Source organism: Streptomyces cinnamoneus, assembly GCF_014650495.1.
GTDB lineage: Bacteria > Actinomycetota > Actinomycetes > Streptomycetales > Streptomycetaceae > Streptomyces > Streptomyces cinnamoneus.
This window is the reverse complement of record NZ_BMVB01000004.1, coordinates 19,584-35,003: the sequence shown is the minus strand read 5'-3', so window position 1 is coordinate 35,003 and position 15,420 is coordinate 19,584. Positions and strand designations below refer to the sequence as shown.

Annotated in this window: 13 protein-coding genes; 6 read left to right on the top strand and 7 right to left on the bottom strand. The window is 72.7% G+C overall.

The window, feature by feature from the left end:
- Positions 1-41 precede the first annotated feature (41 nt).
- Positions 42-1,253, bottom strand: a complete 1,212-nt coding sequence (locus IE182_RS07140) for a DUF5685 family protein (protein WP_229844649.1) — start codon at positions 1,251-1,253, stop codon at positions 42-44.
- Between the two features lie 320 nt (positions 1,254-1,573).
- Between IE182_RS07140 and IE182_RS07135 the strand changes: the two genes are divergently transcribed.
- Positions 1,574-2,017 carry a cell division protein SepF gene (locus IE182_RS07135; RefSeq protein ID WP_190108815.1) on the top strand — a complete coding sequence of 148 codons (444 nt, stop codon included), beginning with the start codon at positions 1,574-1,576 and terminating at the stop codon, positions 2,015-2,017.
- 40 nt (positions 2,018-2,057) lie between these two features.
- On the opposite strand, the gene IE182_RS07130 is transcribed toward IE182_RS07135, so the two are convergent.
- Positions 2,058-3,224, bottom strand: coding sequence for an acyl-CoA dehydrogenase family protein (locus tag IE182_RS07130; protein ID WP_229844648.1), 1,167 nt, complete (start codon positions 3,222-3,224; stop codon positions 2,058-2,060).
- A 104-nt stretch (positions 3,225-3,328) separates the two neighbouring features.
- Positions 3,329-4,918, bottom strand: coding sequence for an MFS transporter (locus IE182_RS07125; protein WP_190108814.1), 1,590 nt, complete (start codon positions 4,916-4,918; stop codon positions 3,329-3,331).
- Between the two features lie 154 nt (positions 4,919-5,072).
- On the opposite strand from IE182_RS07125, the gene IE182_RS07120 reads away from it, so the two are divergent.
- Positions 5,073-6,266, top strand: coding sequence for a glycosyltransferase family 39 protein (locus tag IE182_RS07120; RefSeq protein ID WP_190108813.1), 1,194 nt, complete (start codon positions 5,073-5,075; stop codon positions 6,264-6,266).
- Between the two features lie 262 nt (positions 6,267-6,528).
- Positions 6,529-7,554 carry a phosphatase PAP2 family protein gene (locus IE182_RS07115; protein WP_190108812.1) on the top strand — a complete coding sequence of 342 codons (1,026 nt, stop codon included), beginning with the start codon at positions 6,529-6,531 and terminating at the stop codon, positions 7,552-7,554.
- A 105-nt stretch (positions 7,555-7,659) separates the two neighbouring features.
- Here IE182_RS07115 and IE182_RS07110 read toward each other — a convergent pair whose 3' ends face one another.
- On the bottom strand, positions 7,660-7,875 hold the full coding sequence (locus tag IE182_RS07110) for an I78 family peptidase inhibitor (protein ID WP_190108811.1): 216 nt from the start codon (positions 7,873-7,875) through the stop codon (positions 7,660-7,662).
- A 503-nt stretch (positions 7,876-8,378) separates the two neighbouring features.
- On the opposite strand from IE182_RS07110, the gene ctaD reads away from it, so the two are divergent.
- The gene (gene ctaD, locus IE182_RS07105; protein WP_190108810.1) at positions 8,379-10,061 is read left to right on the top strand and encodes an aa3-type cytochrome oxidase subunit I; all 1,683 of its coding nucleotides are present in this window, start codon (positions 8,379-8,381) and stop codon (positions 10,059-10,061) included.
- A gap of 21 nt (positions 10,062-10,082) precedes the next feature.
- Here the strand turns inward: ctaD and IE182_RS07100 are convergent, their stop codons facing one another.
- Positions 10,083-10,967, bottom strand: a complete 885-nt coding sequence (locus IE182_RS07100; protein WP_229844647.1) for a hypothetical protein — start codon at positions 10,965-10,967, stop codon at positions 10,083-10,085.
- A gap of 62 nt (positions 10,968-11,029) precedes the next feature.
- Complete coding sequence (locus tag IE182_RS07095; RefSeq protein WP_190108809.1) at positions 11,030-12,280, bottom strand: glycosyltransferase family 4 protein; 1,251 nt, start codon at positions 12,278-12,280, stop codon at positions 11,030-11,032.
- A 253-nt stretch (positions 12,281-12,533) separates the two neighbouring features.
- Between IE182_RS07095 and IE182_RS07090 the strand changes: the two genes are divergently transcribed.
- Together IE182_RS07090 and IE182_RS07085 are read left to right on the top strand one after the other, a co-directional pair.
- Positions 12,534-13,301: a DUF8842 C-terminal domain-containing protein gene (locus IE182_RS07090; protein ID WP_190108808.1), complete on the top strand. Its 768-nt coding sequence runs from the start codon at positions 12,534-12,536 to the stop codon at positions 13,299-13,301.
- Between the two features lie 155 nt (positions 13,302-13,456).
- Entirely contained in the window at positions 13,457-13,774 is a 318-nt protein-coding gene (locus IE182_RS07085; RefSeq protein ID WP_190108807.1) for a hypothetical protein, read from the top strand.
- A gap of 145 nt (positions 13,775-13,919) precedes the next feature.
- Here the strand turns inward: IE182_RS07085 and der are convergent, their stop codons facing one another.
- On the bottom strand, positions 13,920-15,380 hold the full coding sequence (gene der / locus IE182_RS07080; protein WP_190108806.1) for a ribosome biogenesis GTPase Der: 1,461 nt from the start codon (positions 15,378-15,380) through the stop codon (positions 13,920-13,922).
- Positions 15,381-15,420 lie beyond the last annotated feature (40 nt).

The window sequence follows — 15,420 nt, the reverse complement described above, 5'->3', positions numbered from 1 at the left end:
CACTTCAGCCGCACTCCCCTCTCCTCGCGCCTCGTCTTCCCTCAGCAACCGCAGTCACAGCCGCAGTCGCATCCGTCACAGCAACCACCACCGTCTTCTCCACAACACTGGCAGCAGTCACAACAGTTACCGCAGTCACCACAATCACCGCAGTTGTCGCAGCACTTCGCGCACCAGCCCTCGCGCGGCTGTCCGTTCCACGGATCCTGATAGGGGTCCTTGCAGCACACCTGACCGGTGCAGAACAGCCCGGTCCACACGGCACAGCCGGCGATCAGACCGCGCCGCCGCCGCGGCGGCTCCGGCGGCGCGGGCGGCGGCATGTGCGGCGGCGCCCCGAACGCGCCCCGGTGCTCGGCCTGTCCGTGACCGGCCTGTCCGTGCTCGGCCTGTCCGTGACCGGCCTGTCCGTGACCGGTGGCGCAGCCACCTCCGGCGAACGCCCGTTCCACGGACCGCTCCAGCTCGTGCGCCAGCAGGAGGTGCGCGAGCCTGCCCTGCGCCTTGCTCGCGAACTCGACCTCCCGCAGCGCCAGCCGCACGCCGTGCACCGCGTCGTCGCACAGCCGCCGCACCTCGGCGAGGTCGGTGCCGGTGGCCGCCACCGGGTTCCACGCCCCGGTGCGGGCGTCCTCGGCCAGGTCCTCGACGGCGTCCAGCAGGTGGGCGAGCCGCCCGAAGAGCCGGCCGGCCTCCTCCAGCGACGGGCGGTTGTCCGGCTTTCCGGCCAGGACGGCGGTGTAGCCGAAGGCCGCCGCCGTGGCCGTCTCCGTGGGTTCGGTCACGTCCAGCAGCGGTGTGCCGGTGCGCACCAGCGCCTCGACGCCGGCCTGCCGTTCCACCGCGTCGACCAGAACGGCCGTGTCGAATCCGAGTTCCGAGCCCGTACGGGCGCCCGCGCGGTCCCAGGTGGCGGCGACCCGGCGGGCGACGGCCGCCACGGGGCGCCGCGCCAACACGCCGTCGCCGTCGGCGACATGGTCCCGCATCTTGGCGGACGCGAGGACGAGCGAGACGGAGGCGGCCAGCCGCGCGCCCTCGCCCTGCGCGACCGGCGCCGAGCGCATCCCGCGCAACGGGCAGGGTCCCGCGGTGCGCCGCCAGGCGCCGGCCTCCTCGCGCGAGGACTGCGCCTCCACGAGCACCGATATGACCAGGCCGTCATAGTTGGTTGCTATTCGAGCAAACTGCCCGTGATCGCCTTTCAGTGCCAGGCAGAGGCCGCAGAGATGGGCCATCCACTCGGTTCGCATGCCTTCGGACAGCCGGTGACGGCATGGCCTGATGATCCCGAACAAAACGTGCCCCCGTGTGTGGTGTCGATGTGCCCGGGCATCCTATTCACCGGGGACAATCGAGCTGGGCCGGAGCCCGCCCTCCTCGACCCATGCCGCATATGCCCAGGTCCAGCGCCTGCGGCCAGACATCAGGGGTTTCTGACGCACCGCCACCCGCTTTGCACCAGATGCGTCACGAAATCCCCGCATGGCCGCCATCCACTTGGCACATCATCCGCATCATGGACGACCATAGAGGAGCGGGCGGAACACACCGCGTGTGAGAGGAGGCGTCCATGGGATCGGTGCGCAAGGCGAGTGCCTGGCTTGGCCTCGTCGACGACAGCGATGACGAGCGCTACTACGGCGGCTACGAAGAGGACTCGGACGAAGGGCCCGAGACCGGCGACTCCTGGGTGACCAACCCCAAGGTCCGGGTGGCCGACGAGGTCGCGCAGGAACAGGGCACCCGCATCGCCACGGTCACCCCGGACGGCTTCCGGGACGCCCGTGGCATCGGCGAGCTCTTCCGGGCCGGCGTCCCGGTGATCGTCAACCTCACGAGCATGGAGCCCAGCGACGCCAAGCGGGTCGTGGACTTCGCCGCTGGTCTGACCTTCGGCCTGCGCGGCTCCATCGAGCGCGTGGCCAACCGCGTGTTCCTGCTGACCCCCGCCGACTACAAGGTCGTCAGCGGGGAGGGGAACCGCGCGCACGGCGGTTTCTTCAACCAGAGCTAGGTTTTGGGGGCACCTCCCGGCGGTAGCTGGGGGAGGGTGCTCACCGGAAGGCGTCGAGGCCGGTGAGCGCCTTGCCCAGGACCAGCTGATGCATCTCCACGGTGCCCTCGTACGTCAGCACCGATTCCAGGTTGGTGGCGTGCCGCATGACGGGGTACTCCAGCGAGATCCCGTTGGCCCCCAGGATCGTGCGGGCCGTGCGGCAGATCTCGATCGCCTCCCGCACGTTGTTCAGCTTCCCGAAGCTCACCTGCTCCGGCCGCAGCGTCCCCGCGTCCATCCGCCGCCCCAGGTGGTGGGCCAGCAGCACGCCCTTGTGCAGCTCGACCGCCATGTCCGCCAGCTTGGCCTGCGTCAGCTGGAAGCCGCCGAGGGGCCTGCCGAACTGCTCGCGCGTGCGGGCGTAGTCGAGGGCCGTCTCGAAGCAGGTGCGGGCGGCACCCATGGCGCCCCAGACGATGCCGTAGCGCGCGTGGTTCAGACAGCCCAGCGGACCGCGCAGCCCGGTGGCCTCCGGCAGCACGGCGTCCGCGGGCAGCCGCACCTCGTCCATCACCAGCTCGCTGGTGACCGAGGCGCGCAGCGACCACTTGTGGTGGATGTCGGGGGCCGAGAAGCCGGGGCTGTCCGTGGGGACGACGAATCCCCTGATCCCCTCGTCGGTGCGGGCCCAGACGACGGCCACCCCGGCCACCGAGCCGTTGGTGATCCACATCTTGCGGCCGGTCAGCACCCAGTCACCGCCCGCCCCGCGCTTGGCGTAGGTCCGCATGCCGCCGGGGTCCGAGCCGTGGTCGGGCTCCGTCAGCCCGAAGCAGCCGATGGTCTCGCCGGCCGCCATGCCGGGCAGCCAGCGCTGCTTCTGCTCCTCGGAGCCGAAGCGGTGGATGGCGTACATCGCCAGGGAGCCCTGCACGGAGACCAGGGAGCGGATGCCGGAGTCGGCCGCCTCCACCTCCAGGCAGGCCAGTCCGTACTGGACGGCGGTCGCGCCCGCGCAGCCGTAGCCGGTGAGCTGCATGCCGAGGGCGCCCATGGCGCCCAGTTCGCGGGCGAGTTCGCGGACGGGGGCCTCGCCGCGCTCGTACCACTCGGCGACGTGGGGCAGCACGCGGTCGGCGGCCCACCGCCGCATGGTGTCCCGCACCGCCCGGTCCTCGTCGGTGAGGAGGTCGTCGAGGCCCAGCGGATCAAGCGGGTCGAACACGGTGGCCTCCGGCGCGGCATGGGGGGTGATCGTCGGTCACCCCCGACGCTACGACCGGGTAACCCCCGGCGTCCAGACCCGGTTTCCCCTGCCGCCGGGACGGCTCAGGCCGCGGGCTCCCCGGAGTCCATCGTCCGCGGCAGGCGCAGCGCGGCCAGTGCGCCCAGCAGCAGCAGTCCGGCGCTGACCGCCAGCGTGACGTGCAGCCCGTGGACGAAGGAGTCGCGGGCCGCGCTCCGCAGGGCGGCGCCCGCCGGGCCGCCCAGGCGGTCCGCGATGTCGTACGCCTCGCCCAGGGAGTGCCGGGCGTCGCGGCCCGCGGCACTGGGAACGCCGGGCACCGCAGCCACCCGGGGCGCGTACGCGGCGTTCATGACGCTGCCGAGCAGCGCGATGCCGATGCCCGCGCCGAGCTGGTAGGAGGTCTCGCCGATCGCCGCGGCGCCGCCGGCGGAGCGGGCCGGGGCCTCGCTCAGCATGGACTCGTACGCCCCGAACAGGGTGGTCTCCAGGCCGAAGCCGAGCAGGACGAAGCCGGCGACGAGGGCGACGGGCCGGTCCTCCCGGCCCATCACGGTCAGCGAGAGCACGGCCATGGCGGTCAGGACGAATCCGGTGGCGACCATGGCGCGCGGCCCGAAGCGGTGGAGCACCCGGGAGCCCGCCAGCCCCGCCGCCATCGCGGCGAGCGTGAGCGGTAGCAGCCGCAGGCCCGTCTCCAGCGGGGTGAGCCCCAGCACGAGCTGCAGGTACTGGGCGGCGACGAGCTCCAGGCCGACCAGCGCCAGCATGGCCAGCACGATGCAGCCGACGGAGGTGCCGAAGGCGGGCCGGGCGAACAGTGTCAGGTCGACCAGCGGATGGGTGCGCCGGCGCTGGCGGCGTACGAAGAGGACGAGGAGGGCGGTGCCGAGCCCCGCCGGGACGACCGTGCCGAGCGAGAGCGCCGCGTCGCCGACGTGCTTCACGCCGTAGACGACGCCGAACAGGCCGAACGCCGCCATCAGCGCGCCGAGCACGTCCCAGGGGCCGTCGCGCTCACCGGTCGACTCCGGGAGCAGCCAGCGCCCGACCGGGAGGCTGACCGCCATGAGCGGGAGGTTGATGAGGAAGACCGAGCCCCACCAGAAGTGCTCCAGCAGGAAGCCGCCGAGCAGCGGGCCGACGGCCGCGCCCACGGCGGCGACCGCGCTCCAGACGCCGATGGCCACGGCGCGCTCCCGCCGGTCGGGGAAGACCTGCCGGAGGATGGAGAGCGTCGCCGGCATGATCATCGCACCGCCGACGCCGAGCAGCGCCCGGGCGCCGATGAGGATCTCGGGGGTCGTGGCGAGGGCGGCCGTCGCGGAGGCCACGCCGAAGAGGGCGTAGCCCAGCAGCAGCACGCGGCGGCGGCCGACGCGGTCGCCGAGGGTGCCGAAGAGGATGAGGAGCGAGGCGCAGACGAGCGGGTAGACGTCGACGATCCACAGCAGCTGTATCGCACCGGGGCGCAGGTCCTCGGTGACGGCGGGGACGGCGACGTGCAGCACGGTGGCGTCGACGGCGACCAGGAGCAGGCTGACGCAGAGGACGACGAGCACGGTCCAGCGGTTCGCGCTCGCGCCACCGTGGCGGTTCGCGCGGCGCGGCCGGGGCCGCTGCCGGGGAACGCCGACCGGCCGTCGGGGGCCGGCGGTGGTCGTCCCGGACATCCACACCTCCGTATCGTGCGCTCGCGGCCGCCGCGGGCCTTGGGTTCGTGAGAGGCCCCGGCGGAGTCGAGGGGCGAGTGAGTCGACAGCGTACGCGAGTCCCACCGGATGCCACGTGGCCCGCCTCACGTCGCGGTGCTGGGACAATCGACCGGTGACCTCTCTTGCTCCCTCTCCCGGCACGGCCCGCGACGCCGACGCCCCGCCGCGCGCCGCCGCGGCCGGGGCCGCGCTGCGCCGGGCCGCCCCCGCCCTGCTGCTGTACGCGGCGGTGCGGGCGCTGGGCGTCGTGGCGCTGGCACTGTGGGGGCTCGCGGACGGCAAGGGGGCCCGGCACCTGCTCTCGGCGCGCTGGGACTCCCTCTGGTACGCCCGCATCGCCGAGCAGGGCTACGGCTACACGCTGCACCTTCCCGGCGGCAAGGTCCACTCCGACATGGCCTTCTTCCCCCTGCTCCCGTGGCTGGAGCGGGGCCTGTCGGCCCTCTTCCCGCTCTCGGCGGGCGACGCCGGGCTGGTGGTCGCGGCCGTCGCGTCGCTGGCCGCGGCGTGGGGGATCTTCGCGGTCGGCGACCACCTGTACGGGCGGCGGACGGGCGTGGCGCTCGTGGTGCTGTGGGCGGCGCTGCCGGTCGGCGTGGTGCAGTCGATGGCGTACTCGGAGTCCCTCTTCACGGCGCTGGCGGCGTGGAGCGTCTACGCCGTGCTGACCGGCCGGTGGGCGGCGGCGGGCGCGCTGGCGGCGCTGGCGGGACTGACGCGGCCGGTGGGCGCGGCGGTGGTCGCGGCCGTGTGGATCACGGCGGCGGTGGCGGTGCTGCGGGCCCGCCGCCGGCCGGGCGGGCCACCGCTCCCCCTCGGCCGCATGCTGCCGGGCGTGGCGCTCGCCCCCCTGGGGTGGCTCGCGTACGTCGCCTGGGTGGGCGCGCGCACCGGGAGCGTCACCGGCTACCTCGACGTGCAGGGCGGCTGGGGCAACGGCTTCGACGGCGGGCTGGCCTTCGGCTCCTTCATCGGGGAGCGGCTGGCGGGCCCCGCCTTCCCGGCCGGTCTCGGGCTGCTGGCCGGGGTGGTCCTGGTGGGCCTGCTGTACCGGGCGGGGGTGCGGCAGGGCCAGCCGCTGCCGCTCCTCGTCCTCTCGGGCACGGTCCTGCTGCTGGCGCTGACCGCCAAGGGCTACTTCGGCTCCAAGCCGCGCCTGATGATGCCCGCCTTCCCGCTGCTGCTCCCCCTGGCCGCGGCGCTGGTCCGGCTACGGACGGTGCACGCGGTGACGGTGGTCACCTTCGTTGCGCTTGCGTCGGCCGTATACGGCGCGTTCTGGCTGCACGGCTCCGGACCGCCATGATCGTATTTACGACGCCTCCGGCGGGACGGCGGCGAACGCGGCGAAACCGCTCGGACAATCGCCGATAAACGGCTTCGTACGGAATGGAATTCAAGCGCCCCGGACCTTTGGCCCGGGGCGCTGACGATTGTTTAGCTGATTCTTATTCCGCCGCTTCAAACCTGGGCCCGCGCCACGATTGAGACGCATTCCACATCACATCGTCATCACAAAGGGCCCCGATCGGCCTAAGCCTCCCGTCACGCAATGTAACGTCGATTGAGTGCATACCCATGACGAGCTCGCCCCGGCGGACGAGCACCCGACCAGCCCCGTGCGGCCGCGGATGACCCGGACCCGCCTGGGCATCTTCGCCGCGACGTGCGTGGTCTACGCGGCGATCGTGGTCGGCGTGGTCACCACGTCCTGGCCGGTGCGGTTCGACTGGCAGGTGATGCTCTTCCGGCCTTACAAGCAGTGGCCGGAGATCCACACCTTCCTCGACTACTTCATAGTCCTGGGCCAGCGCGGTCCGACCGCGGTGGCCGTGGCCGCCTGGCTGGGGTGGTGCACCTACAAGTACAAGACCCTGCGCCCGCTGCTGGTGCTGGGCACGTCGCTGCTGCTGCTCAACGTGACCGTGGGCGCCGCCAAGCTCGGCATGGGCCGGCTCGGGCCGCACTACGCGACGGCGGTCGGCTCGAACGAGATGTTCGCCGGCGGCGACATATTCCCCTCCGGCCACACCGCGAACGCCGTGGTGACCTGGGGCGTCCTGGCCTACCTGGCCACCACGCCGCGCGCCCGCCGGATCGCCTCGGTGGCCGCCGCGATGCTGGCGCTGGGCGTGGGGATGACCACCGTCTACCTGGGCACGCACTGGATGAGCGATGTGACCCTGGGCTGGACCGCGGGCCTGCTGGTCCTGCTCGTCCTGCCCTGGTTCGAGCCGCTCATGGCCCGCGCCGAGGTCTGGCTGCTGGCCCTGGGCCGGCGCCTGTCCGAGCGCCGTGCGCCCGCCGCGGCCCCGGCCGCGCCGCACGCACCGGTCCCGCTGGGCGCCCCGCGCGGCCCGGCCGACGACGAACTGCCCGTCCGGGAGCCGGTGGGCGCCAGCAGCCGCCCGGGCGGAACCGCGCTGCGCGTCCCCGACGGCAGACCGCACCTGCCGCCGCGGCCGCACACCGCCCGCTCGGAGCGGACGCCGGTCACCCCCACCGGCAGCCGCCGCCCGCCGCACGCCGACCGGGCACCGCGCACCTCGCCGCTGGGCCCGAACGCGGGCCGCGGCCGGCCCACCGGGAACTGACGGCCCGGCACCGGCCGCACGGCTCGTGGGTGTGGGAGAGGGCGGCCCCGGAGTTCTCCGGGGCCGCCCTCTCCCACACCCACGAGCGGCGTCCGCCCGCCGGGGTCAGCCCTTCCAGCAGCGCAGCACCGAGCCGTGCCCGACCTCGAAGTTCAGCCGGCCGGCCCGGTACTCCAGGGTGACGATCGCGCCGGGCGGCAGCGCCCGCACGTCCGTCCAGCCGCGGGCCCGGGCGCGGGCGGCGGCGGCTTCGGCGGGGAGGCCGACGTAGCCCTCCGGGTCGTCGTCGGGGTCTGCGGGCAGGTGCGGAAGAGGTGCCATGACAGCCACCGTAGGCGGCCGCGCGCGGCCGCGGAAGCCACCGGCGGCGAGGCCCGCTGCATGCCGGGGTCCGCGTCCGGTCCGCCACTGGTCACACTTCTGTCACAGAAGTCCCGCCCGGGGTTTGCCCGGGAACGCATCACCCGTACGGGCCTTCCGCATTCTCCCCACTCCGCCCGCAAAACCGGTGAACAGAATTCACCATTCCCTTCCGGAACAGCCTCGATAACCCTCCCGAGTTCGCCTTGCATTCGACGGCACGGCCCTTTCGGATGGCGATCCGGCACGGCCCGGCAGAATGGCGCGGCCCCGCGCCCGGGCACCCCGGGACTTACCCGGAATATAAAGTTCCGGCATCTCACGCCGGCCCGGTGACGACCTGTTTGACGGGGCGTCGGTGGAGGCACTCTCGCGCGGCCCCGCCCCGGCGGAGCATCATGGCGATGCCCGAGGAACCCGTGTGCACACGGAACCCCGTGTGAGCCGACAGCGAGGGGACACGGATGGGGACCGAGACCGCGGCGGCCGCCGCAGCGGGTCCGGCCGGGGCCCGGCGGCCCGGCCGGATCATCGTGGACTGGCTGACGACCACCGACCACAAGAAGATCGGGCACCTCTACCTGATCACCTCGTTCGGCTTCTTCCTCGCCGCCGGCCTGCTCGCCATGCTGATGCGCGCCGAGCTGGCCCGCCCGGGCCTGCAACTGATGACCAACGAGCAGTTCAACGAGGCGTTCACCGCCCACGGCACGATCATGCTGCTGCTGTTCGCCACCCCCGCCTTCGCGGGCTTCGCCAACGCGATCATGCCGCTGCAGATCGGCTCGCCGGACGTGGCGTTTCCCCGCCTGAACATGTTCTCGTACTGGCTGTACCTCTTCGGCGGCCTCATCGTGGTGGCCAGCCTGCTGATGCCGCAGGGCGGCGCGACGTTCGGCTGGACCGGCTACGCGCCGCTCAGCGGCCTGTCCCGGTCACCGGGGATCGGCGCCGACATGTGGATCATGGGGCTGGCGCTGTCCGGCTTCGGCACGATCCTGGGTGCGGTCAACTTCCTGACCACCGTCATCGGCATGCGCGCCCCCGGGATGACGATGTTCCGGATGCCGGTGTTCACCTGGAACGTGCTGTTCACCTCGATCCTGATCCTGCTGGCCTTCCCCGTGCTGGCGGCCGCGCTGCTCTGCCTGGAGGCGGACCGGCGGTTCGGGGCCCTGGTCTTCGAGCCCGAGTGGGGCGGCGCGCTGCTGTGGCAGCACCTGTTCTGGTTCTTCGGCCACCCCGAGGTCTACATCATCGCCCTGCCGTTCTTCGGCATCATCACCGAGATCATCCCGGTGTTCTCCCGGAAGCCGATCTTCGGCTACCTGACGCTGATCGGGGCGACCATGTCCATCACCGCCCTGTCGGTGGTGGTCTGGGCGCACCACATGTTCGCGACGGGCGCGGTGCTGCTGCCCTTCTTCTCCTTCATGTCGTTCCTGATCGCCGTGCCCACCGGGGTGAAGTTCTTCAACTGGATCGGCACGATGTGGAAGGGCTCGCTGTCCTTCGAGACGCCCATGCTGTGGGCGGTCGGCTTCCTGGTGAGCTTCCTGTTCGGCGGCCTGACCGGAGTGATCCTGGCGTCGCCGCCGCTGGACTTCCACGTCACGGACACCTACTTCGTCGTCGCCCACTTCCACTACGTGGTCTTCGGCACGGTGGTGTTCGCGACGTTCGCCGGCTTCTACTTCTGGTGGCCGAAGTTCACGGGGAAGATGCTCGACGAGCGCCTGGGCAAGGTGCACTTCTGGACGCTGTTCGCCGGCTTCCACACCACGTTCCTGGTCCAGCACTGGCTGGGCGCCGAGGGCATGCCGCGCCGCTACGCCGACTACCTGGCGGCCGACGGCTTCACGGCGCTCAACACGCTCTCCACCATCGGCGCCTTCCTGCTGGGCCTGTCGAACCTGCCGTTCTTCTACAACATCTGGAAGACCGCGCGGTACGGCCGGCAGGTCTCGTCGGACGACCCGTGGGGGTACGGGCGTTCCCTGGAGTGGGCGACCTCCTGCCCGCCGCCCCGCCACAACTTCGTCGCCCTGCCCCGGATCCGCTCGGAGTCCCCCGCCTTCGACCTGCACCACCCGGAGGTGGAGCGGCGGGAACGGCCGCATCCCACGGCCGAACCCGCCGCGCAGTGACGATCGCGGGGCCGCCCGGTCCTAGCGGGCGGCCACCGGCGGCCGCTCGTCGACCCGGATGGAGAGGTCGTTGTCGACGGTGTAGTACGGGCTCACCCGGGCAGGCGCGTACGCGGCGGAGAAGGACTTCGCCGGGTAGGTGAAGATCTGCTTCTTGTCGGCGACGTCGTCGAGGATGCGGGCGATGCGGACCGGCTCCGTCCCCTCGCCGCCCGGACCGCGCAGCCACAGGTCCCACACGTCCAGCCCGCCCCGCCACTCCTCGCACAGCTCGGCGTAGGAGAAGGCGAAGGTGAAGTCCTGGCCGTCCACGGTGACCTCCGCGGTGCGCACCAGGTTGGCATCGCGGCGGCAACGGGCCTCGACGACGGCCCCCGCCAGCCACGCGGCGGGGTCCTCGACGCGGTAGAGGCTGCCGTGGCCGGTTATGCCGCTCTCCCCGACGAGCACGTCCCCCGCCTCGGCGTGCGGGGCGCGCAGCCAGCTGCGCAGCGAGAGGTTGCCGTGCTTGGTCGCGTACGGGATGCGGACGGCGAGCGGCGAGGTGCTGGGACCGGGCTTGCGGTCGACCAGGGAGCGCAGGTCGGCGAGGCCGGGCAGCAGCCGCTGCGGGGTGGCCTCGCCGCAGGCCACGTGGACGTCCCAGCGGCCCTCGGGGAGGGCGACCGTGCTGGGCAGGACGGCCCGCACCCGGCCGGCGCCGCTGGGCGCGAGCGGCAGACGGACCTCGTCCTCGCTCCCGCCCGCCGCGCCGCCGCGGCGGCGCAGCACGAGCGCGGCGGACCAGTGGGCGGCCGCTTCGGCGCTGCCGGGGGCGTCGAGGTCGAAGGTCAGCCCGCCCGCGGAGTCCGCGATGCAGTCGGCGCTGGGGTTCTCCGCGCCGAAGGCCAGGGGAGGGGCAGACACGTCGGTGCACTCCTCGGAGGTGGTGGTCGAAGGGGTCGGCACGGTGGGCCGGGTCGGTCGCGTCACGCCGCACGCACCCTTCGCAGGGCGGAGCGACTGCGGTCCTTGGCCTGGAAGGCGCTGCTGAGCAGGGCACCGCGGGTGCGGTGCAGCGAGCCGCGCAGCGTGCCGCGGGAGAGCAGGTCGGTGAAGAGCGTCTCGTAGTGGCCGGCCACCCGGTCCGGGTCGAACCGCGCGGAGCTCTCCAGGGCCTGCCGGCCCATGCGGGCGCGCAGTTCGTCGTCGTTGATGAGCCGCAGCAGGCCGGCGGCGACGGCGTCGGGCTTGCCCACGGGCACGAGCAGCCCGTCGACGCCGTCGTCGATGATCTCGGAGGGGCCGTGCGGGCAGTCGGTGGAGACCACCGGCAGCCCGCAGCGCATGGCCTCGACGATGGTCATGCCGAAGGACTCCAGGCTGGAGGTGACCGCGCCGATGGAGCCCTTGGCCCACTCCGGCTCCAGCGGATGGGCGGGGCCCATGAGGTAGACGTGGTTGTAGAGGCCGAGCTTGTCGATGAGGGCCCGCAGCTTGGCGCGCTCGGCCCCGGCGCCGTAGATCCGCAGCCGCCAGTCGGGGCGCTGGGCGGCGACCGTCGCGAAGGCCCGGATCAGCACGTCGTAGCGCTTGACGGGGGCGAGCCGCCCGGCGGCGATCACCCATTTGCCCGTGCCGTCGGCGGGGGCGAGGCCCGGGGCGGGGACGCTGTTGGGCACGGCCTCGACGCGCACGCCGGGCAGCCTCATCAGCTTGCGGTACGTCGCCGCGTCGGCCTCGGTCACGGTGGTGACCGCGTCGAGGCGCGGATAGTGCGTGCGCAGCGTCAGCTTCAGCCGCGGGGAGTGGGTGCCCAGCGTCAGGTGCTCCTGGCCGACGCGTACCGGGCCGCGCCGGGCCTGCTGGGCGATGTGCACGTTGAGGCCCGGGCGGGTGCCCACGACCACGTCGCAGTCCAGGCTCCGCAGGTGCTCGGCGATCCGCCGGTCGGTCAGCGCGCTGTACTGCTTGTAGCGGCCCTCGGCGGCGGGGAAGACCGTCGCCGGGCGCTCGTAGTCGGGGTCGTCGCCCTCGTAGCCGGGGCTGTTCTTGCGCAGGTCGACCAGGTGGCGCAGCCGCACCGTGGGGCTGGGCGTGAAGACCGGCTCCTCGCGGTGGCGGAAGACGGAGACGATCTCCACGTCGTGCTGCTCGGCGAGGGTGCTCGCGAGGTTGTACGTGGTGCGGATCGTGCCGCCGATTCCGTACGCGTTGTGAATCAGGAATGAGATGTGCATTCGTCCCCATGCAGCCGGTATGCCGCGGACAGTCCTGGTAGCCCGCCTCCACTGAGAGGTTAGACCGTGGGGCGGTCCCCGGGGTTGGCCTTGATCACCAAGTCGTTCTTCAACAGATGGCGAATCGGTAGCGGATCCGGGAACTTTTCCCGGGCGTGACCCAGGCCATGGATCATCCGTTGTCTCCTTACGAGCCGGGATACGCCCCGGCTCACCACGCACCAGGTTCGACACCACGTTCGAGGGAGACCCCGTGCCGCGCATGCTCGACGTCAGCGACGAGGTACGCGCCGAGATCGGCGCCGAAGAGGCGGAGCGACTGCTGGGCGGCGACAGCGCCCCGGGGCTCTACGACTGCACCTCCTGCCGCACCCCCGGCCACACGGAGAAGGAGCGCACCAGCACGGTGCTGTTCGTCGGCGACGAGACGGCGGTGCTGGCCTTCGCGCACGCCGCCTGCATCCCCTCCCAGGTGGTGCCGGTCTCCGAGGAGCAGCTGCAGGGGGCCGTGCGCTCCATCACCGGCGGGGGCGAGGGCGAGGTGCCGCTGCAGGCCGAGCTCGGGGTGACGAGCGGACTCGTCCTGGTCGGCGGGGACGTGCACCCGGCGCTGGTCGTCGAGCCGCTGCAGGCGATCGCCCGGCCGGGCACGACCGGGCCCGTGGACGTGTTCCTCGACCTGCTCACCGAGCAGGGCTTCGCGCCCGTCACCGACCTCGACCAGGCGCCGCCGTCGCTCCCGGGCTGGTCGGTGCTGGTGGCCGTGGGCAAGCTGCACGCCGTGCTGCAGCCGCCGGTCGGCGGGGCCGCGCCCCAGGCGTGGTGGCAGGCGCACCAGGCGATGCAGGTGGCCGACGAATGGCGGGCCGCCGTCAACAAGACCCGGCAGGTGCTGGTCTACTGCGCCCCGGTCGGCACGATCGGCGCGCAGCCGCGGGAGGACCTGATGCGCGAGGCGCTGGACCGGGCGGCCGCCGGCGGCCGGCTCGTCGGTGCGGCCATGCCGTTGGCGGGCACATGAGCGGCGAGTTGCGCCCCGTCGCGCACCCCACGGGCATGGTCCCGGCGAGCCATTCGTACCCGGGACCGCATCCGACGGGGCGCGAGGTCGTTGGCAGGGATGTGTACTCATACGAACCCGCCGCACGGACCTCGTACCCGAACCACATCCCCGGCATGCGGCCACCCCGCGATGCCTCCGCGGAGGGCCACCCCGACTCGGTCACCCCGATCTACGACGCCCTCTGCTCCGAGTACCGCCGTTCCTTCCGGGCCCTTCCCGGGGACCGGTCGGGCGAGGAGGACCTGAGGTTCAAGGGCTTCGGCCCGCAGCACAGCGGGTACGGTCCCGCCGGGCAGCTCACGGGGCAGCCGGGATACCCGGGGCCGTCGGGGTACAACGCGGTCTGGGAGTCGTACTACGGCAGCCGGCGGGGCGGTCAGCTGCCCGCGCTGCCGCCCGCCCCGCGCGACGGCCGCGGACGCGGCTTCTGACGTTCCCACCGGCCGGACCTCCTCCGGCCCGCTTCCACGACGAAGCCCCGGACCCCGGCGGGATCCGGGGCTGCCCGGCGTTCGCGTCGGACCGTACCTGCCCGGGGGCACCCCCCGGACCCCCGGCCGACCCCGGGGAACCGCCCTACTTCTTGCGCCCGCGCTTCTCGCGCACCCGCACCGACAGGTGGATCGGCGTGCCCTCGAAACCGAACTCCTCGCGCAGCCGGCGCTCGACGAAGCGGCGGTAGCCCGCCTCCAGGAAGCCGGAGGCGAAGAGCACGAAGCGCGGCGGACGGGTGCCCGCCTGGGTGCCGAAGAGGATGCGGGGCTGCTTGCCGCCGCGGATCGGGTGCGGGTGGGCGGCCACCAGCTCGCCGAGGAACGCGTTCAGGCGGCCGGTGGGGACGCGCGTCTCCCAGCCCGCCAGCGCCGTCTCGATCGCCGGGACGAGCTTCTCCATGTGCCGGCCCGTCATCGCCGAGACGTTGACCCGCGGGGCCCAGGCGACCTGCTGGAGCTCGGTCTCGATCTCCCGCTCCAGGTAGTAGCGGCGCTCCTCGTCGAGGGTGTCCCACTTGTTGTAGGCGATGACCATCGCACGGCCGGCCTCGACGGCCATCGTGATGATCCGCTGGTCCTGGACGGAGATGGTCTCGCTCGCGTCGATCAGGATGACCGCGAGCTCGGCCTTCTCGACCGCCGCGGCGGTACGGAGAGAGGCGTAGTAGTCCGCGCCCTCCTGGAGGTGGACGCGCTTGCGGATGCCGGCGGTGTCCACGAACTTCCAGGTGGTGCCGCCCAGCTCGATGAGCTCGTCGACCGGGTCACGGGTGGTGCCGGCCAGCTCGTTGACGACGACCCGCTCCTCGCCCGCGACCTTGTTCAGCAGGGAGGACTTGCCGACGTTCGGCCGGCCGATCAGCGCGATGCGGCGGGGGCCGCCGACGACGTTGCCGAAGGTCTGGGCGGGGGCCTCGGGCAGCGCCTTGAGCACCTCGTCGAGCATGTCACCGGTGCCGCGGCCGTGCAGCGCGGAGACCGGCATCGGCTCGCCCAGGCCCAGCGACCACAGCATGGCGGCGTCGGCCTCGGAGGAGGGGCCGTCGACCTTGTTGGCGCACAGCACGACGGGCTTGCCCGCACGGCGCAGCAGCTTGACGACGGCCTCGTCGGTGTCGGTGGCGCCGACGGTGGCGTCCACGACGAAGACCACCGCGTCGGCGGCCTCGATCGCGTACTCGGCCTGGGCGGCGACGGACGCGTCGATGCCGAGCACGTCCTGCTCCCAGCCGCCGGTGTCGACGACCTTGAAGCGACGCCCGGCCCATTCGGCCTCGTAGGTGACGCGGTCGCGGGTCACGCCCGGCCGGTCCTCGACGACGGCCTCGCGGCGGCCGATGATGCGGTTCACCAGCGTCGACTTGCCGACGTTGGGGCGGCCGACGACGGCGAGGACGGGGAGCGGGCCGTGCCCGGCCTCGCCGATCGCACCCTCGACCTCCTCGGCGTCGAAGCCCTCCTGCGCCGCGAGCTCCATGAACTCCGCGTACTCGGCGTCGCCAAGCTCACCGTGCTCGTCGCCGGAGTGGATCTGGTCGTTCATGAAGTCAATTCCTCGTTCTTCGTCATCGGCGGACCGCCTC

What these genes read in the sequence shown, in the direction of transcription:
- IE182_RS07140 (WP_229844649.1), bottom strand. Translation starts at nt 1,253, where the DNA reads ATGCGAACCGAGTGGATGGCCCATCTCTGCGGCCTCTGCCTGGCACTG.
- IE182_RS07135 (WP_190108815.1), top strand. Translation starts at nt 1,574, where the DNA reads ATGGGATCGGTGCGCAAGGCGAGTGCCTGGCTTGGCCTCGTCGACGAC.
- IE182_RS07125 (WP_190108814.1), bottom strand. Translation starts at nt 4,918, where the DNA reads ATGTCCGGGACGACCACCGCCGGCCCCCGACGGCCGGTCGGCGTTCCC.
- IE182_RS07110 (WP_190108811.1), bottom strand. Translation starts at nt 7,875, where the DNA reads ATGGCACCTCTTCCGCACCTGCCCGCAGACCCCGACGACGACCCGGAG.
- ctaD (WP_190108810.1), top strand. Translation starts at nt 8,379, where the DNA reads ATGGGGACCGAGACCGCGGCGGCCGCCGCAGCGGGTCCGGCCGGGGCC.
- IE182_RS07095 (WP_190108809.1), bottom strand. Translation starts at nt 12,280, where the DNA reads ATGCACATCTCATTCCTGATTCACAACGCGTACGGAATCGGCGGCACG.
- IE182_RS07085 (WP_190108807.1), top strand. Translation starts at nt 13,457, where the DNA reads ATGCGGCCACCCCGCGATGCCTCCGCGGAGGGCCACCCCGACTCGGTC.
- der (WP_190108806.1), bottom strand. Translation starts at nt 15,380, where the DNA reads ATGAACGACCAGATCCACTCCGGCGACGAGCACGGTGAGCTTGGCGAC.